Consider the following 25,777-nt stretch of genomic DNA (forward strand, 5'->3'; position numbering starts at 1 on the left):
AAGAAGATAGATGAATATACATATATTTTAATTAATTATAGATGTTTATACACTATTATTGCAATTATTTTTACTATAAGATAATTATTAATATTATATATGGAGGCGAAAATGCATGAAGACAGATGAAAACAAAGTTACGAGTCAAATTGAAGCAATTATCGAAGAAAAACGAGAAGCATTTTTTAACGTAAGCGATCAGATTTGGCAGACACCGGAGATACGGTTTGAAGAAGAAAAGTCTGCTGCTTATTCCTCTGATTTTATGGAACAGCAGGGATTTCAGGTGGAACGCGGTGTGGCTGGAATTCCGACAGCATTTGTGGCAAACTTTGGAAATTCGGGACCGGTAATTGCCATATTAGGAGAATATGATGCCTTACCGGGACTCAGCCAAAAAGCAGGTGTGACAGAATATATCCCCGTTGAAACAAGTGGAGCAGGACACGGATGCGGACATAATTTACTTGGTGTAGGTGCAATGGCAGCAGCTGTTGCTGTAAAAGAATACTTAGAGAAAAATAATCTGGAAGGGACGATTCGTTATTATGGATGTCCTGCCGAGGAAAGCGGCTATGCAAAGACATATATGGTTAAAGCTGGACTGTTTGATGATGTAGCAGCATCCTTCTCATGGCACCCTCATTATTCCAATTCTTTATTCCATGGACCATCCTTAGCGGTGATTCATGCTACGTTCACTTTTAAGGGGAAGAGCTCTCACGCCTCTGCTTCACCGGAACTTGGAAGAAGTGCATTGGATGCTGTCGAACTGATGAATGTAGGTGCGAACTACATGCGCGAACATATGATTGATGAAGCCCGTGTACATTATGCGATTACGAATACTGGCGGAAAGTCTCCGAATGTGGTCCAGCAGGAGGCGGAGGTTTCTTATTTTGTTCGTGCGCCGCACGCAGAACAAGCCCGTGCGCTATTTAAACGACTGAATAAAATTGCAGAAGGGGCAGCGTTGATGACAGAAACAAAAATGACCTATCGAATTGAAGGAGCATGTTCTAATCTTGTTCAGAATTCGGTATTGGACAAACTGCTTCATAAAAATATGCAGGAGCTGCAGCAAGATGGATTTACTGAGGAAGAAATAGAATTAAGCAAAAAATATTACGCAACATTGAATGAAGATGATAAAGCTTTTGCTGCACAGCTAGTTGGGAAGAAAAGATCGGAAGAATTGGCGGAAAGACCGCTCATCCATGAAATCACACCGTATATAGAAGCACCGGAGTATCGAAAAGGGGCAGGGTCGACCGATGTAGGTGCAGTGAGCTGGGTGACACCAACTGCACAGCTCACTGCAGCAACCTGGACCTATGGAACACCATTTCATACATGGCAGGTCGTATCTCAAGGAAAGACAACCTATGCAAAAAAAGGCATGCTCTTTGCGGGTAAAGCAATTGCCAGTACGGTTATTGATGTACTCCGCAAGCCGGAAGTATTAGAAGATGCTGTTAAAGAATTATATGAACGTGAGGCCGGTCCAGAAAATTATCAATCGCTTTTGCCGGAAGAACAAGAATTGCCGTCATTAATTAAAAATTAAGATATCGTCACTAGAGGGGGAAGACAACATGTTGAAACAAATTCCAGGATACTTAAAAGATTGGCGGCTGCATGCTGCAGCTCTTTTAATTGTATTGCTTGCAGAATCGATCGGCACCATTTCATTCGAACTTGGAGCTGGAATGATTCTTATCCTGCCAATGATTTATGCTTTTATATTGGGAATTGCAATGGTATTTACTCCGGTTATCAAGGAGAAGCAATTTAAGCATTCAGAAATAATGACAACAGCTTTAATAGGGTTGCTTGTTGCAAAAGTAAGTCTGAATATTGGCCCGGCAATTAGCATGATTGTTCAGGTAGGCCCAGCTATTTTACTGCAGGAAATTGGAAACCTCGGTACTGTTTTACTGGGTCTCCCCCTTGCGATTTTATTAGGAGTAAAGCGAGAAGCGATTGGAATGACATTTTCCATTGCAAGAGAAGGAAGTTTGGCTATTATAAGTGATAAATTTGGTTTTAATTCTCCAGAAACGAGAGGTGTTTTTTCGATATACTTATTCGGATCGATCTTTGGAGCTGTATTCTTCGGATTAATGGCAAGTTTATTGGCTAGTTTTACTCCATTAAACCCGCTGGCACTTGCGATGGCATCAGGGGTCGGAAGCGCCAGTATGATGGCTGCATCAAGCAGTTCTCTATCAGCTGTATACCCGGAGATGGCAGCAGAGATTCAATCATTAGCCTCGGCCAGTATGATTTTATCCGTTGCGACAGGCTTTTTTGTATCTATTTTTATTGCACTTCCGCTGGCAGAAAAGATGTATCATCTGTTAACGAAAAGAAAGTCTGATAAGGAAGCGGAAGAAAAGAGGGAGGTAGGATCATGAGCAAACAGTTATTTCACACGGTATTGGCTTTGATTTTATCAGCAATTATTGTGTTGATAGGAAATTGGATTGGTTATGAAGTTGTCCCGACAGAGGCCTTAATGGGAATGTTGGTTATTATTTTAATTGCTGGAGCCGGCTTTGCTTTAAAAATGATTATTCCGTGGAAGACGATACCGGGCATTCTTTATGTTGCAGGGATATCCATTATTGTCTCCTTGCCTATAACGCCTGGTTCTGAGCAAGTTATTGAATGGGCAAGTGCTATAGATATTCAAGCATTTACTACTCCGCTGTTAGCGTATGCCGCTATCGGAATTGGTAATTCATTGGCTGATTTCACGAAATTGGGTTGGAAGAGTATTGTAATTGGTTCTATGGTATTCTTAGGTACATTTTTGGGATCAGCGATCATTGCAGAAATTGTTTTAAGAATTCAAGGTATAGTTTAATAGCTGAACATCCTCTTAAAAATAGAAAAAGAACCAAACATTATACAACGCAGTCTGCTTTGCTATAAAATATATAGTGAAGTCATTGTAGAAAGGGATGTATAGAAACAATGAGGGAAGATGTTGTAAAACAAATCGAAGAAATTATCGAACAGAAGCGGGAAGCTTTCTTTAAAGTAAGTGACCAAATTTGGGAAACACCTGAAATTCGTTATGAAGAAGAAAAGTCTTTCCAATACTCATCGGATTTTATGGAAGAGCAGGGATTTCAGGTAGAACGCGGGGTAGCGAATATTCCAACTGCATTTACTGCAAGCTTTGGGAATAGTGATCCAGTTATTGCGATTTTAGGGGAATACGATGCTTTACCCGGGTTAAGTCAAAAAGCTGGCGTGACAGAATTTGATCCAGAAGTACCTTATGGACCAGGGCATGGCTGTGGTCATAATCTGCTTGGTGTCGGATCGATGTCTGCGGCTGTTGCGGTAAAAGAATACTTAGAGAAAAATCATTTAGAAGGAACCATCCGTTATTATGGGTGTCCGGCAGAGGAAAGCGGTTATGCCAAAACATATATGGTTAAAGCGGGATTATTTGATGATGTGGCTGCATCTTTTTCTTGGCATCCGCATTACACAAACGGTTTATTCCATGGGCCATCTCTGGCAGTTATCCATTCTACCTTTACTTTTAAAGGGATAAGCTCTCACGCAGCAGCTTCACCAGAACTGGGAAGAAGTGCGCTTGATGCGGTGGAATTAATGAATGTCGGCGCGAACTACATGCGTGAGCATATGATTGATGAAGCACGTGTTCATTATGCGGTTACGAACACTGGAGGGATGTCTCCAAATGTTGTCCAGAAAGAAGCAGAGGTTTCCTATTTTGTACGTGCTCCGCATGCAGACCAGGCGCGTGCTTTGTTTAAACGGCTCATAAAAATTGCGGAAGGTGCTGCGTTAATGACAGAAACGTCCATGGAACACCGCATTGAGGGCGTATGCTCCAATCTTGTTCAAAATGCAACGTTAGATAAAATGCTCCATAAAAATATGAAGGCCTTAGAGCGTCCGCATTTTACAGAAGAAGAGCTGGAATTAAGCAAGAAGTACTATCAAACATTAAATGAAGAGGATATTGCATTTGCTGCATCCTTGGTCGGCAAGGAAAAAGCGAATGAACTCGCAGCGCGCCCGCTTATTCATGAAGTGGATGCCTATCGCGAGGCGCAGGAATATGTCAAAGGCTCAGGCTCTACAGATGTAGGAGCGGTCAGTTGGGTGACGCCTACTGCACAGCTGATGGCAGCAACCTGGACTTTTGGGACGCCATTCCATACATGGCAGGTTGTATCACAAGGAAAGACTTCCTATGCTAAAAAAGGAATGCTTTATGCAGGGAAAGCTATAGCGAGCACCATCATTGACGTCCTGCAAAATCCAGAGGTTCTCGAGGATGCTGCAAAAGAGCTTCGTGCCCGTGAAGCAGGTCCGGAAAACTATGTGTCCTTGTTGCCGGAAGATCAGGATTTACCTTCTATGCTTCGTAAATAGGCTGGAAAAAGCCAATTCTTGTTGAAATAAGAAACAAAATCTATGCTCCCTTTATCATTGGCAGAGAAAGAAGAAGGCTGCTTTTACACGATAAAGGGGGCATTTTAAGATTCATAATAACGGTCCAGTTTCTTAAATTTATTCACCACGAATTTGAATACAATCCCTATCAGTATATAAGGAAAGAAGGAATAGATATGTTTCCAGCTATGCAGTTCATATATCTGTAACCAGACCAGAAGCGGTTCCAGGATAAATGCGAACACAAAAGCATTTATAGTAGAGGCAACTATAAAGGATTTCCATGTACGAAAATATTGGTAGACAAGCATATAAATAAAAGGCATCTGTATGGTATGTATTTCAGCAATCTGAGAAACCGGCAATAGTGTATTTGTATAATGCCATAGAAATAAAGAAACTCCTATTGCGTCCCCGATTACTCCCACAGCAGTAACAAAAAAACCGTATGTGACGACCTCGAATATTCTTTTTTTATCTAAAAAAATTATCCATACAATAAAAATACCAACAGTAGTGACAAAAAGAATCCACCAGCTGATGGTAAATAAGTTTTCGTGTAACCAGTACGCCGTTTTTACTTCTCTATACTGTTGTAATAATTCAATTACTTCATTCCGAGCAGATGACATTTACGTTCACTCCTTTATTTAAAGAAAAAGTAAAATGATGAATATAGATGAATAATCATTTTACTTTTGCTACACCTAAAGCCAGGTGTTCCCATAGAATATTCTCTACTAACTCAGCCATTGTTTTCTCGCATTCGACAATAAGAATGACCTCCGGACGCTTTCCTTTTAAAAGTCTTTTTCGTTTCTTGAAAACCTTCTCTGTAAACAGCCTGATGGCGACTCCTAAAATAAATCCAATCAGTGCAGTAATCAACCCCCAATAAATTGGCCCCCACGTTAATTCAAAACCGATACTGGTGCCGATAACAGAAAAAGCCGTAGCAAGGGCAACTCCAATATCAATCAATGAGGTGCCGTCAGAGTTATGCAAACTATCAAACAACTTACGCTTTTCACCTCGATTATCCAGGGGAACTGCATAAATACTTGCTTTGTGGATTCCGTTTTTTTCAAGTGTGGCAATAGCCATTTCTATATAAATGTTATTTTCTAGTATCGCGTAAATTTGCATCATTATTCATTCACTTTCTCTCCCTTTAGAATTTGAAAATTAGAGTTCTGGTACTGGTCCTTTAAAAATTTCCGTTGTTCTTTTTCAAAAAGTTTATTATTTTCCACCGTATTTACATATGCATCATAAATCGAAAATCCATATATAGAAGGCAGCATAAGCAAAAATTCCGCTCTTAAGACAGCAGTGGATTGACTGATATTTCCCAAAAATAATAGCGTGACAGCTTCAAGCAGATGGGACAAATACAAAAAAGCAACTGTCCAGCTGATAACGAAGAGTGCCGTAACAAGTCTATGAATATAGAGCTGCCCCAGACCTGGCACTAAAGCAGACCAAATAGCCGCCATTATGGGGTTTCTTTTATCTAAGTAGTTGATTTCCAATGAACCGATACTGAATAGATTGAAACGATGATCTTCACGCTCTGCCAGCATATAAACCTTGTTCATATCTACCGTTGTTCGGTGACTGTCCCATATAGCAAAGAAATAGACGGGTAAATAGGCTAAAAGCCAGCGAGAATCTAGCACGTTTGTAGCCATATCAAATTTTCCCTGGAATGAATAAATAATGGCTAAATTTACGTTCGCATTTAAATTAATAAAAACTTCCCAAATAAATAAGACAAATCCGCGAAGATATTTCGATAAAAGCAGATGACCAAATCCTGGATAAGCTGCACTCCACCATGCAATAATCGAGGGACTTCTTAAATGAAGCTGTGTGGTGCCAAGAACACTGACATGAGCTTTATAACGTCTGGCGGTATTATCGGTTAGATGATTATCCATGAAGGCTCTCCTCGTTTTCCTATTTTTTAACATCTTTTCCTTTTACCCAATGTTTTATACGGAATGTCCTATTAATTGGGATTTTATAGGCGGTTCATGTTGCTGAATATATACAATCCATGTCAAATGAATTTCCATCCAGTTAACTTTCTGAAAAGGCAGCGATATACATGTATTTATCCAAAAAAAGATAATAAAGGCGCCAATTGTTGTCACAAAAAGAATCCACCAGCTGGGTGCGAATGCAGGCTGCAATCCGTAATAAATAAACTTTTTATCAGGCGAAGCAATCGCTTGAAAGCATGGTTAGAGAACCTCTTCAGTTTCTCTGTCCGTATATATTTTTAATAAAATCCATCTGATCAGTCCGCCGACTGCTAAACCGACCGGTGTAGACAAAATAGGCAGCCATAATGGACCAATCAAGTAACCGGCAATGGTGAAGGTGGGCGAATAAATGACGCCAATCGTACCAAAATAGGCAGAAAAAACAAGCGGCAGATATGCAAAAGCCTTTTCCCCGCCGCCAGCATTTTTATAAGCATCCCATATCGCATAGAAATATAAACACGGATAAAACATTAACCATAAATAGTTGGTCTGTGCGATGGCTTCCTCGATTTTAAGGTTGAAGCTCAATACAATAATTGTATTCAAATTTCCCATCACGTTAACTAAGAATTCCAATCCAATAAACAGAATTCCCTTTATATAATAACCATTTAGTAACTGAGCAAATCCAGGCAGAGCAATGCTCCAAAGCACTGCTTCAAGCTTCTTGCTTTTTCTTGATAACGTCGTCCCCATTGGTTCACCCACTTTGTTAATTTTCTTATCATCCATTCAGGAAGGGCTGTTTCGATAGTTTCATTTTGGTATAAAAGCCATATTCAGAGTAAGGTAAGGTTCAACAACTAAACGGAGATAATTTGTGAAGATGTATTTTTTATTGACCAAATTGCCTTAATGATAACCGGCTGCCTTGTTTAATGATGCTTGTTAGGTAAATCATTGATTTTTCAAGAAAAAATTCGGCCTTGCAATTCAGCAAAAGCCGATGTTTTTTCCGTATGATTCAAAATGATAAATGGTATCAATTCTTCTCCTTATTCTTTGCCAGTTTTTCTCGATTTCTCGTACCTGGAGGCTGCTCCAGCCAATTGTTATCAATCATGATATCGGCACCGCTTTTTGCAAGCTTAGCAACTTCCATAGACAGCCGTTCATAATTCGCAGCCAGATCCATTCGCTGACTAGCTGCAGCGGCAGTGGAATAGTTTCCAATCCCGGCAGACATGAGCAAGGACATATGATACATCATTAATTTATCTGAAAAAGTTTGTGTTGTAGAGTCACTTACTGCTGTATCAGGTACTTGCGGTGCTCCAATATCATTGGCCATCAAGTTATCCACGAATATTTTTATATGTTTCTGAGAAACATTTTTACATCTGATCATAAAATCCTGCACCGCTTTGGAAGGGGAGGTCTGCGCAAAAGCAAGACATAACCTGACTCCCATCTCATTTGTCTGGATGTTCATATATAAATGAGATATCTCAATCGCGTTTAACGGACGTTTATCACTAAATGGATTAAGTCCGCTGAAATACTTTTTGCTGTCTACATAATCGATTTGTTTTGGAGGCTCAATATAGGGATGCCTTGAATTGATTCCTTTTTTTAAAGCAATTTCCACAGCATGATCATAGAGTGCAGTCATGTCCTGAAGCGCTTGTATGGAGTAATCCCGAATTTCTTTTTTTATACTCATCGTGACAAACCCGCTGTAAGTAATCATTCCAATTCTTGCCATATGTGTCACATAGGTTAAACAAAAAACATCGGTGAAAAGCCAGGGAGCATTCATATTGACATCCTTCTCTGTAAATCCGTTTGGAGTTGCAAAGTTCTCTTCTTCATAAATCTGATGCAGCTGGTCTATTTGTTTTGTGAAATTGTCATAGGCATGCTGGACAACAGGCTTTATTTCAGGATCATCCATATGCTTTAACATAAAGCTTAAAATGCTTTTTGCCAGCGTATCATTCATATATCCTGTCCATACTGAAGCAATCTCGGCAGCAGTTAAATGTATATTTTTTTCATCCATTTGATTTGTGACCCCTTTCGCAGGCGATATAGATAGGTTTAGATTTTACAGCTGGATATATTTTATACATAAATGAGGTCCTATTGGGAAAAAGAAGAGGAGTAACTATTTTTAGAGGTTGTTCAAAAAGTCTGGGTTCTCCTCCTTTTTGAACACGTACTATTTCAGATGACTTGAGGGGATAATGTTGGGACGATCTTTCTATTGGCAAAATAAAAAGAAAAGTGGAAAAGAAAATTTCTCTCTGGAAATCGGAACAAAACTGGCTGATAACCTGGATAATATAAGAAAAATGCTCGAGAATCCAAGTGATTTAGTAATACGTGAATTCACTATTGGCAATACGAATCATCGAATCGCAATTGTTTATATCGATGGCATCGTGGATAATGTCTACATTTATGATCATATTATGGAGGATTTGAAAAATGCTTCGGGCTTGCCTGAGGACAAACAGAAGCTTTTTGATGCGATTGATAAGAAAGTTATTACGGTAACAGGCATCGAATTGGGACACTCGTTAGATGATGTATCGAATGCCATTTTAAGCGGAAATACGGTGCTTTATTTAGATGGAGTGGATCAAGTACTTATCATGGATACGATAGGCGGAGAAAGTCGTGCTATCGAGGAGCCGCAGTCGGAATCGCTGATTCGCGGATCCAAAGAGGGGTTTGTCGAAAATATACGAACCAATACCATGATGATCCGCCGATATATTGCGGACCCTAATCTGCGTTTCAACACCTATAAAGTCGGCAGACGCTCCAAGAAAGAGCTTGTTGTGTCCTATATGGATGGTATTGTGAATCCCGATATGGTGGATGAAGTAAAACGAAGACTGGAAACAATTGATATTGATGATGCACCGGAAAGCGGCTATATTGAGCAATGGATTGAGGATAGCTTTTTATCTCCTTTTCCGCAGATTTTAAATACGGAAAGACCAGATAAGGCTTCTGAGGCGCTTCTTAAAGGAAAAGTGGTCATTCTCCTTGATCGTACGCCATTTGTATTAATCGCACCGGCGACTTTTGGAAGCTTGCTGCAGTCACCTGAGGATAATTATTGGCGCTGGTCTCTTGGAACGCTGGTTAGAATGCTGCGTTATCTGGCAGCTTTTATTTCCGTATTTTTACCGGCTCTTTATATCGCATTGGTATCCTATCATCCAGGTCTGATCCCATCTGATTTAGCATTTTCCATTGCGGCAAGCAGAGATGAGGTTCCTTTCCCGCCTGTTATGGAGGCATTGATTATGACGGCAACGATGGAATTGCTGCGGGAAGCTGGATTACGGCTGCCGACTGCGATTGGGCAGACCATCGGCATTGTTGGTGGACTCGTTATCGGGGAGGCAGCAGTTTCCGCTGGGATCGTCAGCCCTGTGATGGTCATTGTCGTTGCGCTCAATGCCATTGCATCGTTTGCTTTGCCTTCCTACAGTATTGCCATCACATTTCGAATCCTGCAGTTTGGGTTGATGGGAGCAGCTGCTGTATTCGGTCTGTATGGAATCATTCTCAGTTATATTATGATAAATATTCATATTGTGAATTTAATGAGCTTTGGTGTTCCGTATTCTACCCCATTTGCACCAAGCTTTATGAATGATTGGAAGGACCTTGTTTTACGTGCACCGATTGCAATGCTGAAAAAACGGCCTGTCTATATGCAGACCAATGATAAAAAGCTCATGAACAAAGGGGAGCGTAAACAGTGAAAAGGTTTAAATATGCAGATGAAAGAATTAGTGAAAGAGATATCATGATTGCTATCCCATCCATTGTTATTGGAGTAGGGATTCTTTCGATGCCAAAACAATTAGCATCTGTAACGATAGGGGCTGATGGATGGATCCCCTTGCTCCTTGTCGGATTATTTGCTGTTTTTATGTCTTGGGCAATAGCTAAATTTGCGTCAGGATTTCAAGGGCAAACCTTCCTTACCTACGCTTCCAAAATCGTAACAAAACCAGTAGCGATAGTTTTAAGTCTGATGTTTGCGATTCTCTCCATCTTTGTCACTGCCTATCAAATTCGTAAAATCAGTAATATATCGCAGCAATATTTATTCGACCGTACACCAATTGAAGTGATTGCACTAACCTTTTTGCTGGTAGTTGTTTATGCTGTTTCGGGATCACGCGCTGGGTTGTTTCGAATCAACATGATGTTTATGCCGATTATTCTTTCGATAGCGCTTATCATCGTGGTATTTAATGTTGGCTGGTTGAACACTGGAAACTTAATGCCTGTATTACAGACCCCCATAACTGGTTATACGCAGGTGATTGCGAATACAGGAGCCATCTCTTATCTTGGATTTGGAATTTTATGGTTTTATCTTTCATTGGTTGATAAACCTAAAAAAGCACCAAAGGCAGCTGCGCTTGGTATGTGTATTCCAGTTGGATTATATATGATGATTTTTATCATGTGTGTTGGCGTCTTTGGGAATGCTGTTACAGCTAATTTACTCTATCCGACGATAGAGCTGGCAAAGGTGGTAGAGATACCCGGCGGTTTTTTTGAACGGTTTGAATCGGTTTTCTTTGTGATATGGATTATGGCTATTTTTATTACGGCAACAATGGCTATGGACATTGGGGTCTTTGCATTGAATGCCATTTTCGAAAATGCGGAGAAGCTAAAAATTATTTTTATTTTAACACCTATCATATATTTTGTCGGGATGTTTCCGCAAGATGTCATGGAAGTGGATTTATTAGGATCAGTAATGAGTTGGATGATGCTTATTTTGAACATCACGGTGCTTATTCTATTGACGGCAGTTGCTAAAATCAGAGGGGTGAAGCGAAATGAATAAAGCATATCTATTCCTTTTTGGCTGTATTTGTTTGCTGCTCGCCGGATGCTGGGATGAAGTGAATATTGAAGAACGAGGGTTTGTGATTGGTGTTGCACTCGATTTAGCAGAAGAACAATCTGGAGATAAACCAATTATAACAATGACAGATCAGTTTGTTGTTCCTTCAGGGTTAGGCACTCCCAGCGAAGGCGGAAACAATGCTGATACTCCTTATAACAACCTATCTATTAGCGGTCAAAGTTTGTTTAAAATAACTCGGGAAATGGCACTCATTCAGGGCAATCCTCCCTTTTATGAGCATTTAAAATTAATCGTGGTTTCAGAAGAATTAGCAAGGGAACCAGAAATATTTGCAAATAGCATGGATTTACTTATTCGTGACCCCGAGATGCGAAGAGAAACCAAAGTGATCATTTCCGACCAGAAGGCGAAAGAGTTGCTGGAAATTGAATCCCAAATAGAGCCGCTTCCTGCGATGCATATTGACAGGGTAAATGAAAATATGGATAAATCAGGAGCATTGATTGAACCGCTACGAATAGGGGACCTAAATGAATACATGTTAGAAAAAAATAATTACCTTATTCCAAGAGTCGTTCCATCAGATGGAAAAATGATGTTTAACGGAGCTGGTGTCTTTAATGGAAAGACGAATCAATTAGTTGACGTTATCAGTGGATTAGAGATTGTTTCCGTCAATTTAATAACAGGAGATTTAAAAGGGGGTTATATTGAATTTGAGAGTAATGATGGAGAGATGGTTTATGAAATTAAGCGTGCAAAAAGTAACATAGAAATGGACATAGATGAGACGGGTAAACTGAACATTGATATAGAAATTGATACAGAGGGTAATATTGCCGAAGTGTTTAGCGATAATTCCTTGCTAAGTAAAGACTATTTCAATGAATTAGATAAACTGATAAGCGGAAGGATGGAACAAATCACATCCAATATCATAAAAAAGGCACAAGAGGAAATAGGAATGGACTTTTTTGGATTTAGAGAAATGATGGAGGAAAGGGATTACAAAGAGTGGTTGAAAGTAAAGGATAACTGGGACGAAGGCGAAAATATCTTTCAGAATGCATCCATAAATGTAACGGTAGATGCCACTGTCCGTGCAACAGGCACCATGGATCAGACAAGGGATTAAGAAGGGAAGTGACGTATTTATGTGGGATCAACTGACAGGCATATTACCTAATTATTTAATTCTGCTGTGTACCTTATTATCCTTCCTGGTTCCGTATGTTATTTATAAAGTGAATCAAAAGCTGCATGAATATGGAGACCCGCCGTGGAAGCATAGCAGATATGAAGAAAATAAAAACAAAAAAACATGACCCCTGCAGATGCTGGCAGGTAAACAGATTATGTTCCGTTTTTGCGGAAGATAACAGCAGCGAAGCAGGGGCAGTTAATCAATTGTTATTTCGGAAACGTCCAAATACTCAACACCGAGAACTGCAAGACAAAGCAACCTGTGATGTAAATTGGAGAAAAAGGAGTGTGTACAGATGGTGCTCGATATCATTATTCTTATTCTGCTTAGTCTGTTTATTATCATGTGTTTTTTGTTGTTTATCATGAGACGCCATTTGATAAAAAGGATGGTTGATCATTATGGGAAAACCTTAATGGAAGATCGTTATCAAGAGAATTTATTTGAAATGGTAACCGGTTTTAAACATATGGGGATCCAGCGAACCTTTGAGAATAATTTACGGGCGGAATCTGGCGATGTCTTGCACCGTCCGCTTGGTTCTTCCAAAACGTGGCCGGATTTTGAAATGCTGACATTTATACCGGCCCAAGTAGCCGCGTTCCCAACAGAATATACGGAGCAGGTAGATTTAAAGGTGAAGATAGGTCCGCAGGCCAAGCAGCCAATGGAATTAGATATTCCCTTAATGGTCAGCGGGATGGCGTACGGGATTGCATTAAGCAAAGAAGTGAGACTGGCGCTGTCTGATGCGGTAAATCAGCTGGGCACCGCACTTAATTCTGGAGAAGGCGGGGTGATGGAGGAAGAAATCGATGGAACAGATAAGTATATCCTGCAGTTTTCCAAGACAAGCTGGTCCAAGGAAGAACAGCTTATCAAGAAAGCATCGATGATTGAAATAAAATTTGGCCAAGGTGCTTTGATGAGCTCCGGTGTTGTGATTCCGGCAGAGGAACTTCAAGGAGATATTCGAAAGGTCTTAAACCTGGATGATGGAGAAGAGGCCATTATTCATAATCATTTTTTTAAGGATCAAACCTTAGAAGATTTTAAAAACCTTGTCCAGGAGTTAAAAGAATTGACTAACGGCGTGCCGATTGGAGCAAAAATTGCTGCCGGCGGAAAAATAGAAGCGGACATTGATGCTTTATTAGAAATCGGCGTAGATTATATTGCTGTAGATGGCGCACAGGCAGCAACCCACGGAGCACCGCCAATCTTATCAGAGGACTTTGGGATTCCTACCATTCACGGTCTGCACCGGGCGCATCAGCATTTGCAAAAAAAGAAGGCAAGAGATAAGGTCAGTCTGATTATTTCGGGCGGAATGTTTACACCGGGACAATTTTTAAAAGCAATGGCATTAGGGGCGGATGCTGTTTATTTAGGATCGGCTGTTTTATTTACTGTCTCTCACAAGCAGGTGTTAAATGCTGTGCCCTTTGAACCGCCGACACAGGTTGTCTGGTACGATGGCAAATACAAGGATGACTTCAACAGACAGGAAGGGACGAAGGCATTAGTCAATTATTTTAATGCTTCGGTAAAAGAAATGGAAGAAGGGATTCGGATGATGGGAAAAAAAGCATTATCGGAATTATCGAAGGATGATCTTGTGGCCTATGATGAGGCTGTTGCCCGGGATTTTGATGTTCCTTATAGTGTTTGTTCGGATGAGGGAGATTCTGAGAAGAAGGAGGAGCCGATGATTGAGCTTTAGATTTTAAAATTTATACCTATTTCATCTATTTTGTTGTTGTATTTTAAATAAAGTAACCTCTCCAAGATAAATTTTGGGAGAGGTTACTTTATTTAGTGAAAAATTAATAGAACTTATCAAATTATATTTTCTTAGGAAAAAATATATTATATTTTTATATGCTTAACTATTAAAACCTCTTTAGTCAAATTTATTAGTTGGCAATCAAATTAAAATAAATTGTATCGCTGTATTCTAATTTGATTATGAATTTATAAATCATTTAAAATAATTAGAAAATTACATTGACAATATATCATATATGATGTAGGTTAGATGATATAGGATGATGAAAGGAGTAGTTGACGTGAGGGGATACCAAACCAAGAAAGATATAATTTACGAAACATTAAAAAAAGAAATATATGAAGGTGAGTATGAATTCGAAGAAAAATTGGTAATTAGTAAGATAGCAAAAAGGTTTGATAGTAGCGAAAGCCCAGTAAGAGAAGCAATGAATAAATTGAATTCTGAAGATTTAATTGAATTCAAACCACATGTAGGAGCAGTTGTTAGCACGTTATCATCAGAAGATATTAAAGATATTTTTGAATTAAGAATAGAATTGGAGGGATTCGCAACTAGGTTAGCAACAAATAATTTAGAGGAAAAAGATTTTGAAGAAATTCGACATATAGTAAAGGAATCATACAGTGCAATAGAAAAACAGGATTATGACTTGTTTGAGAAACTAAATATTGATTTTCATATGAAAATATATAGCAAATGTCAAAACAAATTACTGGTTAAAACAATACAGGATTTGTGGAAAAACACCAATCGCTACCCTTCGCTATTTAAAAAAAATGATGAACATAATAAACTTTCCGTTAAAGAACATGAGGAAATTTATTTAGCTTTACTAGAAGGCGACAGTGTATCTGCTGAAAGAAATATGTTGAAACATAAAGCACGGGCAGGAAAAGAAATTTTAAGACTTACAGAACAAGAATTTTATAAAGATTTAGATTCAGTTAGTTTATCAGAAACACAAAAAATTACAAATATGTAAAATTTTAGTAAAATAAATAAATTTAAGCAGTATATACTGGGAGGGTAGTTAAAATTCAATGAAAATTATTTCTTATAGTAATGAGAATCAAATAAGTGTAGGGGTAATTAAAGATAATGCAATAATTGATATTAGTAATGAGTTTCAAGACGTTTTATCAATTATCAAAGCAGGAAGTGAAGGACTTAATAGAATTAACCAAATTATTCATTCTAATGTTGAAAGTAGAGAAATTCAAAGCGAGCATCTATTGTCTCCAATACCTAAATTGAAGCGAAATATTATGTGCGTTGGATGGAACTACTTTGAACATTTTAACGAAAGAGCACTACAGGATATCGATTTGCCATCGAAGCCGACAATATTTACAAAAGCAACCGGAACTATTGCTGGTCCTTATGAAGGGATCCCTATTCCAGAACATTTTACAAATAAATTTGATTATGAAGCAGAGCTGGCAGTTGTTATTGGACGTGAAGGGAAATTAATTTCTGAAGAAGAAGCGGAAGATTATGTTTTTGGGTATATGTGCGCCAATGATTTATCTGCAAGAGATGTACAACAAGCTCATGGAGGCCAATGGTTTATGGGGAAAAGCATGGACAAGTCCTGCCCGACAGGCCCTTGGATTGTCACAAAAGATGAGATATCAAATGTTCAAAATTTAGATATAACTTGTAAAGTTAACGGAGAAACTGTCCAATCTAGTAATACAAGTTTAATGATGTTTTCAGTGAATAAGATTATCTCTGAAATTTCAAAAGCGATGACTCTTATTCCTGGAGATATTATTTTGACAGGAACACCCCCTGGAATTGGGGCTAAACGTAATCCACCGATTTTATTAAAACAAGGAGACGTAGTTGAAATTGAAATAGCTGAAATTGGCAAAATAAAAAATAAGGTTGTTGCTGATTATGTCTAGATTATAATACAAAATATAGACTTTAATGAGGTGAAAATATGTTAGAGAATAAGATAGATAATAGTAAACTTGGTATCACCAAAAAGGATGAATTGCAAGTTTTGGATACTAGCCAAGAGAATATTACTTGGAGATCTGGAGCAGTTGGAGAGAAAATTTGGATGGGAAGTTTGACAGTTGCTCCCAGTGCTGAATCAAATGTACAACATCATGCACAATCAAATACAGTCCATTATGTATTAAATGGACAAGCATCGTTTTTCTACGGAAAAGGATATAAAAAAGTTATAGAACTAAATGAAGGCGATTTCATTTATATACCATCTTATCAACCATATATGTATCAAAATAATAAAGATGCAACCCCGCTTCAAATTATTACCACTATGGCTCCGTCTTATCAGTTAGAATATCTGAATAAAGATGAAAGTGTTATAAATTCAGGAAATGACAATAGTCAAGAAGAAATTTCAATTGTGAAGTCTTCTGATTTAATGGATTCAACAAGTCAAACGAAAAATATGCCAAGAAAAACAGCAGTTCAAGCTCCTAACCTTTGGATTGGTCGCGTTACTGGTGAAACTGCGATGGATTCAGGAACACATCATCATGGAGAAGCAGAAACAGCTGGCTTTATTATTAGTGGTACCACTGAACTTCTATACGGTGAAGAGTATGAAGATTATGAAAAATATAACCAAGGAGATTTCCTTAGAGTTCCAGCTTATTTACCGCATATTGAACGTAATCCAAGTAAAACAGAGCCAATTGAATTTTTAACTGCCCGTAATCCTAAGAATGTTGTGGTAAACATAGATTAAAAATTAAATAATAAGTGAAAGAAACTAAAGAAACAATCAGCAGTATTTTATTTACATTATTAGTATACTGAATGTTTCGTTGAATAATTCAGAAGCAAAGAACAAGGTTTTATAGGAGGGACTAAGTTGGCATTTCCTAAAAAGGTAATAATACGTGAAGTTGGACCAAGGGAAGGAATGCAGATAGAAGAAGCACCTGTATCAACGGAAGATAAAATTCGAATAGTGGATATGATTTCAGAGTGTAATTTTCCAGTTATTGAAGTCACCTCTTTTGTAAGTCCGAAATGGGTCCCTAAAATGGCAGATGCGGAAAAGGTCGCTGCGGGTTTTAAACGATATCCTGAAACAGAATATCAATGTGTCTATCTTAACGCAAAAGGAATTGAGAGAGCTCAAGCCACTGGGAAATTTGATTTAGAAGGCGTACTTCAGATTACAGCGAGTGAAACTTTTTCTGTAAAGAATACAAATTTAACAATCAATGAGACATTTACAAAAATGGACGAACGAATTTGTACACTGAACGAATTTAATATACCAGTTCACACTATCGCAGTTATGACTGCTTTTGGATGTACGTATGAGGGGGACACCAATCCGGAACTTGTGATCCAATTGATTGAACGTTCGATAGCAAAAGCAAACTCGTTTGGTGAAAATCCTAAACATATTCTGTTGGGAGATACAGTTGGCTGGGCAAACCCAATTTCCACAGAGATGCTTGTTGGGAAAGTACAGGATAGATGGCCTGAAAAAGACATCATCTTGCATTTGCATGATACTCGTGGAATGGGCATGGCGAACGCTTATGTTGGATTGAAGATGGGGGTTACTCACTATGATTCCTCTGTGGGAGGACTTGGAGGATGTCCGTTTAGTGGGGCTAAAGGAGCTGCTGGAAATATTGCAACAGAAGATTTAGTTCACATGTGTCACGAACTTGGCATTTCAACTGGAATTGATCTTGAAAAGCTATTAAAAGTAACTGAGAAAATTGAAGGAATACTTGGAAGAGAGCTTCCGAGTAAAGTATCTAAAGGAAGAAGTTTAAATTCTTATCGACGAATTGCTTCAAATTAATTGTAAAAGCATTTCATAACAGCAGTTATGTAAGCGGTTTAATTATAAATGAAGGAAGTGATAGGTTATGCAACAGGATATATTAAATAAAAAGAGCGGCCATGATCAAAAAGTATATGAAAAATTGGATGAGATAAAGACAAAATCGAATCGGCCCTACTATCAAAAGTTGAAAGATCAAGGAAAGCTATTTGTTAGAGATAAAATTAAATACTTGGTTGATGAAGATAGTATTGAAATTGAAGATGGCGTTTTTGCACGTGAAAACGATGAACAGTTTTTACCTGGAGATGCTGTTGTTACTCTTATTGCTAAAATTAATGGGCGAAAAGTTGCGATTATCGCTAACGATTTGACTGTAAAAGCTGGGACTTGGGGAGTTAAAACGATTGAAAAAATAATGCGAATGCAAGAATTAGCTGAAAAACGAATGATTCCATTAATTTACATGATTGATTCTGCTGGAGCACGTTTAAATGAACAATTTGATACCTTTATAGATCGCCGTCATGCGGGAAAAATTTTTTATAATACAGCTCGTATATCAGGAAATGTTCCACAAATCTCACTCGTCTTTGGAGCTTCTCCAGCAGGAAGTGCTTATCTTCCAGCTCTATGCGACTTTGTTGTCATGGTAGATAAAAACGCTAGTGTTTATCTTGGTTCGCCTCGAATGGCAGAAATGGCAACTGGAGAAAAAGTATCCATGGAAGAAATGGGTGGAGCACGAATGCATAGTCAAATTAGTGGCCTTGGAGATATGTTAGTAAAAACTGAACAGGAAGCATTAGATGCCACTAAACGTTATTTGGAATTTATGCCACAAAATTGGAAAGAGACTGTTCCGCTTTCAGAGTCTATAGATCCATTACCTGGAAAAAACATTGAAGAGATTGTACCAGCTAACCAACGTGTTCCAATGGATATGTATGCTGTAATTGATCGAATTGTGGATGCTGATTCTTTCTTCGAATTTAAACAACTATATGCGAAAGAGTTGATTACAGGATTTTGTAGAATCGGTGGAAGAGCAGTTGGAATTGTGGCAAACCAATCCAAAGTAAAAGGAGGAGTACTATTTCCTGAATCTGCTGAAAAAGCTGCGCATTTCGTATCTTTATGTGATGCATATAATGTCCCTTTACTATTTTTAGTAGATTTACCAGGCTTTATGGTTGGAAGTAAAGTTGAAAAAGAAGCGATTATCCGCAGGGGAGCAAGAATGTTATCTACAGTAGCAAATGCTACGGTGCCTAGGATTTCAGTTATTGTGAGAAAAGCCTATGGCGCTGGATATGTGGTAATGTCAGGCGCCTCCATGCAACCCGATGCGTGTATTGCGCTTCCACAGGCACAACCTGCTGTTATGGGTCCTGAGGCAGCAGTTAACGCAATGTATTTTAATAAAATTCAATCTATAGAAGACCCGGAAGAGCGACAAAAATATATTATTGAGCAAAGAGAAAAATATAACAAAGATATAAATGTATGGAGCCCAGCATCACAATTGTTTATAGACGATGTGGTACCTGGGGATAGGCTCCGAAATGATTTGATAAATCGCTTCGAATTATATTCAGAAAACAGGGATACTCTGGAGGGAATTGCTGATAAGAAAACAGTAGTCAGAAGAGGTTAAGTATTATTTTTAATAGCTCAAAGGAGGTTTAGGCTAAAAGTGGTCTCTCTTAAAAGTCGAAGAAAAACATTTGAAATAAAAAGTAAAGAATGGAGTCCTGAACCTGTTCATGAACTTTTCTTTCAAATGGTCAACCAATATAAAAATAGTGAATTCATCATTTGTGAAGAAAAATCTTGGTCTTATTCAGATGTGGAAGATTTCAGCAAGCGATTTGGTGCTGGGTTAATCGATTTAGGATTGAAAAAATATGATCATGTAGCTTTAATTTTTCCAAACTATGCAGAATTTATCTTTACAAAATTTGGAGCATCCGCAGCTGGAGGAATTACGGTACCTATAAATTATAGATTAAAAAAAGAAGAATTCGCATATTTAATCAATCAATCTGATTCTTCATTTATCGTTACCGTAGATGAATGGAATGAGATCAATTATGTTTCAATTTTAAAACAATTATGTCCAGAAGTCTTTAAAGAAGAGCAATCAGAACGATTTCCAAAGTTGAAAGAAATTATTGTTTTCTCTCCAAAAGGAAAAAAATATTCAGGTACAACCGATTTTTATGAACTGATTTTTTCTTCGGAAAGAGATCGGGCGGGAAGGGTAATTAGCAATATACCAAAGTCACAGGTAACAGAGGTAACAGATATTATGTATACGTCTGGAACCACTTCCATGCCAAAAGGCGTGTTAGTTACACATGATATGATTTGGCGCAGTGCATTAGGCAGCTGCTTAAACCGTGGTTATCAAGAAGGAAGAAGAATTTTCATTCCAATTCCGTTTTATCATTGTTTTGGTTTTATTGAAGGAATTATTGCAGGAAGTATGGTAGGGGGAAGTTTAATACTTCAAATCAATTTCAATGGATCGAAAGCACTGGATTTAATGGAGCAGCACGAAGCGACAGACATCTTATGTGTGCCGACGATTGGTTTAAAACTAGTGGAAGCTCAGCAACAGCTGCCTCGTGATTTATCAAAATTACAATCCATGTACTGTGCAGGTGCTGAAGTGTCTCAACAAATGTGGAAGGATATTAAGAATCAATTGAAAATTAAAGAATTAAACACAGGTTATGGCATGACCGAGTGCGCAGCGGGAGTGTTACAAACCGATCCGAATGATGATATCACCTATCTTTCTAAATATGTTGGGCGCATCATCCCCGGCGGACATGTGGGGCTTGATGAATTAGAAGGAAAAAATATCTCATTCAAAGTCAGGGATTTAGAAACTGGAGATATCCTCTCTCATGGACAATCTGGGGAGTTGATTTGCAAAGGACCTTTAGTTACAAATGGGTATTACAACAAAGAAAAAGAAACTGCTGAAGCTATTGACCGGGAAGGCTGGTTAAAAACAGGTGATTTAGCGGTGATAGATGAAAATGGTTATATTTCTTTAACGGGAAGACTTAAAGAAATATATCGAATGGGTGCAGAAAATGTGTCACCTAAGGAGATCGAAGATGTATTAACTGGCCATGAATTAATTAACCAGGCATATGTAGTCGGTGTTCCTGATCCAGTGATGGGTGAAGTAGGATTGGCTTGGGTTGTGCTTGAACAAAATGCGTCTTTAAGTGAAAATGAAATATTTATATATGCCTCTGAATCTCTAGCTAAATATAAAATTCCGAAATATATAAAAATTGTTGAAAAAAATGAGCTTCCAATGACACCAGTAGGAAAAGTGTTAAAACGAGAGTTAAAAGAATGGTTTATTGGTGAACAACAAAAAGTAGAATCCCGTTTCTAATATTTTTAAAATATGATTCCGATGCAGTACAAATTTCTAGTGTTCCAAGTATAAGAAAATATCATATTTATAAGTGTTGAAAGAAGAGTTCGTTTACTATAAATTAAAATATCTGACGAGGTGAAAGTGATGAATATAACTTCTAACATGGCAGGAAATGTATGGAAAATAACAGTGGCAGAAGGAGATAAAGTTAGTGCTGGACAAGATGTTGTTATTTTGGAATCGATGAAAATGGAAATCCCTATTTCAGCAGATTCAGAAGGGGAAGTAGAAGAAATTATTGTTAGTGAAGGTGACTTTGTAAGTGATGGAGATGTGATTTTAAAGTTAAAACAATAGGTTACCATAATCTTTAATATAGAAAGGTGATTATTTTGTTCAAGAAAATTTTAATTGCTAATCGAGGAGAGATTGCAGCACGAGTAATTCGTTCTTGTCACTCAATGGGAATCGAAGCAGTAGCAATTTACTCAGAAGCAGATGAAAATTCTCCGCATGTTAGAGTGGCGGACAATGCTTATTTAGTTGGTGGACCACGTGTGAATGAAAGCTACTTAAATGTAGATAAAATTATTGAAATAGCGCTAGAAGCAAATGTAGATGCAATTCATCCGGGCTATGGATTATTATCTGAAAATGCTGGATTTGCAAAAGCATGTCATAATAACGGGATTGTTTTTATAGGACCAACTCCTGAAGTAATTGAGAAAATGGGAAGTAAAATTGAGGCCAGAAAAGCGATGGAAGCAGCCGGTGTTCCAATTGTTCCGGGTGATAGTACACCTTTATTAAATGTAGAAGAAGCTGAAATTGCAGCAAAACAAATTGGATATCCAATTATGCTGAAAGCATCTGCCGGTGGTGGAGGAATTGGAATGCAAATGGTTCATAATCAGGATGAATTGAAAAAAGCATTTAGTGGAAATCAAAAACGAGCAACTGACTTTTTTAGCAATGGTGCTATGTTTTTAGAAAAACTGGTTGAAAAACCGAGACATATTGAGATTCAAATTCTAGCAGATAATGAGGGGAATACAATTTTCCTCGGAGAAAGAGAATGCTCTATCCAAAGGCGTCATCAAAAAGTAGTGGAAGAGGCACCTTCACCTTTTTTAGATGAAAAAACGAGAAGAAAAATGGGGGAAGACGCAGTTCAAGCTGCTAAAGCTATTGGATATAGAAATGCGGGAACCGTTGAGTTTATTATGGACGAAAATAAAAACTATTACTTTTTGGAAATGAATACAAGATTACAAGTGGAACATCCAATTACTGAAGAAATTACTGGGGTAGATTTAGTAGAGCAGCAAATCAAAATTGCTAATGGAAATTTACTTACTTTAGAGCAATCAGATATTCAATTAAATGGTCATGCAATTGAAGTTCGAATTTATGCAGAAGATCCTAAAACATTTTTCCCTTCTCCTGGAAAAATCACAAAATTTTATATTTTAACTGGAGAGAATATTCGTCATGAGTTAGCAATTGAAGAAGGAACAACTGTCACACCATTTTACGACCCAATGATTGGAAAATTGATTGTAAAAGGAAATAGTCGTGATGAAGCAATTAAGAACTTAGTAAACGTTCTAGAAAAGTATGAAATAGAAGGTATCAAATCAAATATTCCCGTATTATTAAAAATTGTTACTCACCCTGAATTTAAAAATGGAAATACGACCACCAATTTCATTAAAGAATATTTATTTCAAACGAAAGTTTAGGTGGCAACATTAAGTTCATTGTGGAAATAACTTTATTTTCACAATGAAAACAGTTCAGTGTAAAGGATGGTATTGAAATGAATAAACAAGAAATTGTGGTAGAAAAACATAAAGGAGTAGCTACTTTATTATTAAATCGTCCTAACGTTCATAATGCACTTTCAGGTGAAATGATGGAGAAGTTTAAACAAGCCTGTGAAGAGTTGTCAAACGATTCTGAAGTAAAAGTTGTCGTGTTGAAGGGAGCAGGTGAAAAGTCATTTTGTTCAGGAGCAGATCTTGGAGGAATGAGTGAAGATAACAATATAATCAATTTCAAAAAACATGTTACTAAATATAGAGATTGTTTATTAGCTTTACGCAAAATGAAAAAACCTATAATCGGTGCCATAAACGGGTATGCTTTAGCTGGTGGTTTGGGATTGGCGGTTTCTTGTGACCTAGTTTATGCAAAAGAGTCTGCTCAGTTTGGCGCTCCAGAAATTAACGTAGGTTTATGGGGGATGATGATTAGTTCTCCCTTAGTAAATAGTGTTGGACAGAAAAAGGCTTTTGAGCTGATGTACACCGGTGATTGTATAAATGCAGAAAAGGCCAAGGAAATAGGATTAATAAATGAGTTTTTTTTAGGGGAAGAATTTGAAGAAAAGGTATATGAGATGGCAGAGAAATTAAGTGCAAAAAATCCTGTAGCACTTTCTCTAGGCAGAGAAAGCATGTATATGATTCAAAATATGGATTATGAAAGCTCTTTAACATATTTAAGAGATCAGGTAGTTGTGTTGAGTAGAACAGAAGATTACAACGAAGGAATGTCAGCATTTAAAGAGAAGAGAGATCCGATTTGGACAGGGCGATAACGAATAATAAGAAGGGTGAGTTCAATGACAATGTACTTTGATGACTTTGCAATTGGAGATGAAATGATATCTCCTCGACGTACAATTACTGAGTCCGATGTTGTACAATTTACAGGCCTGTCAGGCGACTTTAATGCATTGCACATCGATGAAGAATTTGCTAAAACGACACCATATAAGACGAGAGTAGCGCATGGGCTATTATCTGTTTCCGTTGTTACTGGGTTACAAGCTATGATGGGACATGTGAATGATTCTACTCTTGGCTTGCTGGAAATTAATTGGCGATTTAAAAAAGGAGTTGTTCCAGGGGATACAATTCATGCAAAATTTGTTGTAAAAGAAATGAAGGAAACTTCAAAAAAAGACAGTGGTGTGCTAACTCGTAGTGTCTATGTTTACAACCAGCGAGGAGAACTTGTTTCAGAAGGAGTAATTATTTTACTGATGCAAAAAAAAGCTTCTTCTTTTTAATAAAACTAAGGGCGGGATAAAGAATGAGTAAAAGAATAGTGTCTCTATCTGTTGTATTAATGATGTTTAGCTTCATTTTGTCTGGTTGTTTAAATGAAGATTCTTCTGCTTCAACAGAAAATTCAAGCGGAGAAACATTTAGTTGGAGAATGTCAAGTACGTATCCTTCTGGCTCAATTCAATTTGAACGAGATAAAAGATTTGCAGAACTTGTGAATGAGCTTAGTAATGGACGGTTAGATATTACCTTACACCAAGAGGGCGAATTAACAGCCAGTGATCAGTTGTTAGATACGGTTAGCAACGGGACAATTGAAGCAGGGGGGGATTGGCCTGGTTCATGGTCTGGGCTTAATTCAGCATTTAGCTTGTTAGGCACAAGTGCAGCTGGAATGAGTGTTTTTGATTATGCTATGTGGATTCAATCAGATGAAGGAATGGAAATCTACAATGAAATTTATGGTCAGCAAAATCTTGTCTACTTTCCGTACAATATTCCAGCTACTGAATCAGGTATTCGATCAACTGAACCGATTGAAAGTCTCGAAGATTTAAATGGTTTGAATATTCGTTTTGTAGGAACTGTACAATCTAGGTTAATGCAAGAATTTGGAGGTAATCCTGTCAATTTGCCAGCTGGAGAATTATATGAATCGATACAAAGAGGAGTAATTGATGCAGTTGAATTTAGTGGACCATCGGGAGATAAAGCACTGAATCTTGATGAAGTTACAAACTATGTTGCAACACCTTCTTGGCATCAAACTGCTTCTGTAACAGGAGTAATGATTAATCAAGATGTTTGGGAGTCTTTACCTGAAGATTTACAACTTGTCGTTGATACGGCAGCAAAAACAACAATGTTGGAAACAACATTTGATGAGCTTTATCAAGATGCGCTCGTTACAGGTGAAATGATAGAATCAGGTTCTGTTACAGTTACTGAGTTTCCAGAAGAAGATGTGGAAACGATTATCGAAACAACAATTAAAATTCAAGATGAATTGGCAGAAGAAAACTCGGATTTTGCAATGGTCTTAGAAAGTCAAAAAGAATTTATGAAAACGTTTTCTGGGTATCGGGATATCATGGGACCTTGGGGATTTGGAACAAATGCAGAGACATTATTAGATTAAAATTTTCTGGTTATTTTAGAA

The 25,777-nt window shown here is 37.8% G+C and carries 25 protein-coding genes; 20 read left to right on the forward strand and 5 right to left on the reverse strand.

Translation table 11 applies throughout. The annotated features are described in order from the left end of the window. Positions 1–115: 115 nt before the first annotated feature. From ACW0TQ_RS08395 to ACW0TQ_RS08410, 4 genes are all read left to right on the forward strand, one after another. Positions 116–1,567, forward strand: coding sequence for a M20 family metallopeptidase (locus ACW0TQ_RS08395; protein ID WP_455725538.1), 1,452 nt, complete (start codon positions 116–118; stop codon positions 1,565–1,567). A gap of 28 nt (positions 1,568–1,595) precedes the next feature. Then, the gene (locus ACW0TQ_RS08400) at positions 1,596–2,417 is read left to right on the forward strand and encodes a DUF3100 domain-containing protein (RefSeq protein WP_042532579.1); all 822 of its coding nucleotides are present in this window, start codon (positions 1,596–1,598) and stop codon (positions 2,415–2,417) included. Further along, positions 2,414–2,869: a hypothetical protein gene (locus ACW0TQ_RS08405; protein WP_289585292.1), complete on the forward strand. Its 456-nt coding sequence runs from the start codon at positions 2,414–2,416 to the stop codon at positions 2,867–2,869. Before ACW0TQ_RS08400 ends, ACW0TQ_RS08405 begins: the two co-directional genes overlap by 4 nt. 110 nt (positions 2,870–2,979) lie before the next feature. Continuing rightward, a complete protein-coding gene (locus ACW0TQ_RS08410) occupies positions 2,980–4,422 on the forward strand; it encodes a M20 family metallopeptidase (protein ID WP_455725539.1) in 1,443 nt (480 codons plus the stop codon). Positions 4,423–4,526: 104 nt separating this feature from the next. On the opposite strand, the gene ACW0TQ_RS08415 is transcribed toward ACW0TQ_RS08410, so the two are convergent. From ACW0TQ_RS08415 to ACW0TQ_RS08435, 5 genes are all read right to left on the reverse strand, one after another. Continuing rightward, positions 4,527–5,075, reverse strand: a complete 549-nt coding sequence (locus ACW0TQ_RS08415; protein WP_455725540.1) for a CBO0543 family protein — start codon at positions 5,073–5,075, stop codon at positions 4,527–4,529. Between the two features lie 55 nt (positions 5,076–5,130). After that, positions 5,131–5,589, reverse strand: coding sequence for a hypothetical protein (locus ACW0TQ_RS08420; RefSeq protein WP_455725646.1), 459 nt, complete (start codon positions 5,587–5,589; stop codon positions 5,131–5,133). A 2-nt stretch (positions 5,590–5,591) separates the two neighbouring features. Next, a complete protein-coding gene (locus ACW0TQ_RS08425; protein ID WP_455725541.1) occupies positions 5,592–6,383 on the reverse strand; it encodes a hypothetical protein in 792 nt (263 codons plus the stop codon). A gap of 306 nt (positions 6,384–6,689) precedes the next feature. Further along, positions 6,690–7,190, reverse strand: coding sequence for a hypothetical protein (locus ACW0TQ_RS08430; protein ID WP_455725647.1), 501 nt, complete (start codon positions 7,188–7,190; stop codon positions 6,690–6,692). A gap of 286 nt (positions 7,191–7,476) precedes the next feature. Continuing rightward, positions 7,477–8,496, reverse strand: coding sequence for a DUF3231 family protein (locus tag ACW0TQ_RS08435; RefSeq protein WP_455725542.1), 1,020 nt, complete (start codon positions 8,494–8,496; stop codon positions 7,477–7,479). Positions 8,497–8,680: 184 nt separating this feature from the next. Between ACW0TQ_RS08435 and ACW0TQ_RS08440 the strand changes: the two genes are divergently transcribed. From ACW0TQ_RS08440 to ACW0TQ_RS08515, 16 genes are all read left to right on the forward strand, one after another. After that, the gene (locus ACW0TQ_RS08440) at positions 8,681–10,219 is read left to right on the forward strand and encodes a spore germination protein (protein WP_455725543.1); all 1,539 of its coding nucleotides are present in this window, start codon (positions 8,681–8,683) and stop codon (positions 10,217–10,219) included. After that, positions 10,216–11,325, forward strand: a complete 1,110-nt coding sequence (locus ACW0TQ_RS08445; protein ID WP_455725544.1) for a GerAB/ArcD/ProY family transporter — start codon at positions 10,216–10,218, stop codon at positions 11,323–11,325. The genes ACW0TQ_RS08440 and ACW0TQ_RS08445 overlap by 4 nt, the downstream gene beginning before the upstream one ends. Continuing rightward, on the forward strand, positions 11,318–12,484 hold the full coding sequence (locus ACW0TQ_RS08450) for a Ger(x)C family spore germination protein (RefSeq protein ID WP_455725545.1): 1,167 nt from the start codon (positions 11,318–11,320) through the stop codon (positions 12,482–12,484). The genes ACW0TQ_RS08445 and ACW0TQ_RS08450 overlap by 8 nt, the downstream gene beginning before the upstream one ends. Positions 12,485–12,503: 19 nt before the next feature. Then, positions 12,504–12,674: a hypothetical protein gene (locus ACW0TQ_RS08455; protein ID WP_339183440.1), complete on the forward strand. Its 171-nt coding sequence runs from the start codon at positions 12,504–12,506 to the stop codon at positions 12,672–12,674. Positions 12,675–12,848: 174 nt separating this feature from the next. Continuing rightward, positions 12,849–14,276, forward strand: a complete 1,428-nt coding sequence (locus ACW0TQ_RS08460) for an FMN-binding glutamate synthase family protein (protein ID WP_455725546.1) — start codon at positions 12,849–12,851, stop codon at positions 14,274–14,276. A 325-nt stretch (positions 14,277–14,601) separates the two neighbouring features. Beyond that, positions 14,602–15,327 carry a GntR family transcriptional regulator gene (locus ACW0TQ_RS08465; RefSeq protein ID WP_455725547.1) on the forward strand — a complete coding sequence of 242 codons (726 nt, stop codon included), beginning with the start codon at positions 14,602–14,604 and terminating at the stop codon, positions 15,325–15,327. A gap of 58 nt (positions 15,328–15,385) precedes the next feature. Beyond that, positions 15,386–16,252, forward strand: coding sequence for a fumarylacetoacetate hydrolase family protein (locus ACW0TQ_RS08470; protein ID WP_455725548.1), 867 nt, complete (start codon positions 15,386–15,388; stop codon positions 16,250–16,252). A 38-nt stretch (positions 16,253–16,290) separates the two neighbouring features. Further along, positions 16,291–17,073 (forward strand): cupin domain-containing protein, encoded by a 783-nt coding sequence (locus tag ACW0TQ_RS08475; protein ID WP_455725549.1) that lies wholly within the window; start codon positions 16,291–16,293, stop codon positions 17,071–17,073. Positions 17,074–17,199: 126 nt separating this feature from the next. Next, positions 17,200–18,156 (forward strand): hydroxymethylglutaryl-CoA lyase, encoded by a 957-nt coding sequence (locus ACW0TQ_RS08480; protein ID WP_455725550.1) that lies wholly within the window; start codon positions 17,200–17,202, stop codon positions 18,154–18,156. 67 nt (positions 18,157–18,223) lie between these two features. Continuing rightward, positions 18,224–19,795 (forward strand): acyl-CoA carboxylase subunit beta, encoded by a 1,572-nt coding sequence (locus ACW0TQ_RS08485; protein ID WP_455725551.1) that lies wholly within the window; start codon positions 18,224–18,226, stop codon positions 19,793–19,795. A 39-nt stretch (positions 19,796–19,834) separates the two neighbouring features. Beyond that, positions 19,835–21,559, forward strand: coding sequence for a class I adenylate-forming enzyme family protein (locus ACW0TQ_RS08490; protein WP_455725552.1), 1,725 nt, complete (start codon positions 19,835–19,837; stop codon positions 21,557–21,559). A gap of 129 nt (positions 21,560–21,688) precedes the next feature. Further along, the gene (locus ACW0TQ_RS08495; RefSeq protein ID WP_042532608.1) at positions 21,689–21,901 is read left to right on the forward strand and encodes an acetyl-CoA carboxylase biotin carboxyl carrier protein subunit; all 213 of its coding nucleotides are present in this window, start codon (positions 21,689–21,691) and stop codon (positions 21,899–21,901) included. Between the two features lie 35 nt (positions 21,902–21,936). Then, on the forward strand, positions 21,937–23,286 hold the full coding sequence (locus ACW0TQ_RS08500; protein ID WP_455725553.1) for an acetyl-CoA carboxylase biotin carboxylase subunit: 1,350 nt from the start codon (positions 21,937–21,939) through the stop codon (positions 23,284–23,286). 77 nt (positions 23,287–23,363) lie between these two features. Continuing rightward, entirely contained in the window at positions 23,364–24,146 is a 783-nt protein-coding gene (locus tag ACW0TQ_RS08505) for an enoyl-CoA hydratase/isomerase family protein (RefSeq protein WP_455725554.1), read from the forward strand. Positions 24,147–24,170: 24 nt separating this feature from the next. After that, positions 24,171–24,620: a MaoC/PaaZ C-terminal domain-containing protein gene (locus tag ACW0TQ_RS08510; protein ID WP_042532614.1), complete on the forward strand. Its 450-nt coding sequence runs from the start codon at positions 24,171–24,173 to the stop codon at positions 24,618–24,620. Positions 24,621–24,643: 23 nt separating this feature from the next. Then, positions 24,644–25,756, forward strand: coding sequence for a TRAP transporter substrate-binding protein (locus ACW0TQ_RS08515; RefSeq protein ID WP_455725555.1), 1,113 nt, complete (start codon positions 24,644–24,646; stop codon positions 25,754–25,756). Positions 25,757–25,777: the final 21 nt, after the last annotated feature.

This window comes from Oceanobacillus sp. M60, assembly GCF_053839645.1.

Bases quoted from the DNA above. Each gene is read 5' to 3' on its own strand.
- ACW0TQ_RS08395 (WP_455725538.1), top strand. From the start codon at position 116: ATGAAGACAGATGAAAACAAAGTTACGAGTCAAATTGAAGCAATTATC.
- ACW0TQ_RS08400 (WP_042532579.1), top strand. From the start codon at position 1,596: ATGTTGAAACAAATTCCAGGATACTTAAAAGATTGGCGGCTGCATGCT.
- ACW0TQ_RS08405 (WP_289585292.1), top strand. From the start codon at position 2,414: ATGAGCAAACAGTTATTTCACACGGTATTGGCTTTGATTTTATCAGCA.
- ACW0TQ_RS08410 (WP_455725539.1), top strand. From the start codon at position 2,980: ATGAGGGAAGATGTTGTAAAACAAATCGAAGAAATTATCGAACAGAAG.
- ACW0TQ_RS08415 (WP_455725540.1), bottom strand. From the start codon at position 5,075: ATGTCATCTGCTCGGAATGAAGTAATTGAATTATTACAACAGTATAGA.
- ACW0TQ_RS08420 (WP_455725646.1), bottom strand. From the start codon at position 5,589: ATGCAAATTTACGCGATACTAGAAAATAACATTTATATAGAAATGGCT.
- ACW0TQ_RS08425 (WP_455725541.1), bottom strand. From the start codon at position 6,383: ATGGATAATCATCTAACCGATAATACCGCCAGACGTTATAAAGCTCAT.
- ACW0TQ_RS08430 (WP_455725647.1), bottom strand. From the start codon at position 7,190: ATGGGGACGACGTTATCAAGAAAAAGCAAGAAGCTTGAAGCAGTGCTT.
- ACW0TQ_RS08435 (WP_455725542.1), bottom strand. From the start codon at position 8,496: ATGGATGAAAAAAATATACATTTAACTGCTGCCGAGATTGCTTCAGTA.
- ACW0TQ_RS08440 (WP_455725543.1), top strand. From the start codon at position 8,681: ATGTTGGGACGATCTTTCTATTGGCAAAATAAAAAGAAAAGTGGAAAA.
- ACW0TQ_RS08450 (WP_455725545.1), top strand. From the start codon at position 11,318: ATGAATAAAGCATATCTATTCCTTTTTGGCTGTATTTGTTTGCTGCTC.
- ACW0TQ_RS08455 (WP_339183440.1), top strand. From the start codon at position 12,504: ATGTGGGATCAACTGACAGGCATATTACCTAATTATTTAATTCTGCTG.
- ACW0TQ_RS08460 (WP_455725546.1), top strand. From the start codon at position 12,849: ATGGTGCTCGATATCATTATTCTTATTCTGCTTAGTCTGTTTATTATC.
- ACW0TQ_RS08465 (WP_455725547.1), top strand. From the start codon at position 14,602: ATGATGAAAGGAGTAGTTGACGTGAGGGGATACCAAACCAAGAAAGAT.
- ACW0TQ_RS08470 (WP_455725548.1), top strand. From the start codon at position 15,386: ATGAAAATTATTTCTTATAGTAATGAGAATCAAATAAGTGTAGGGGTA.
- ACW0TQ_RS08475 (WP_455725549.1), top strand. From the start codon at position 16,291: ATGTTAGAGAATAAGATAGATAATAGTAAACTTGGTATCACCAAAAAG.
- ACW0TQ_RS08485 (WP_455725551.1), top strand. From the start codon at position 18,224: ATGCAACAGGATATATTAAATAAAAAGAGCGGCCATGATCAAAAAGTA.
- ACW0TQ_RS08495 (WP_042532608.1), top strand. From the start codon at position 21,689: ATGAATATAACTTCTAACATGGCAGGAAATGTATGGAAAATAACAGTG.
- ACW0TQ_RS08505 (WP_455725554.1), top strand. From the start codon at position 23,364: ATGAATAAACAAGAAATTGTGGTAGAAAAACATAAAGGAGTAGCTACT.
- ACW0TQ_RS08510 (WP_042532614.1), top strand. From the start codon at position 24,171: ATGACAATGTACTTTGATGACTTTGCAATTGGAGATGAAATGATATCT.
- ACW0TQ_RS08515 (WP_455725555.1), top strand. From the start codon at position 24,644: ATGAGTAAAAGAATAGTGTCTCTATCTGTTGTATTAATGATGTTTAGC.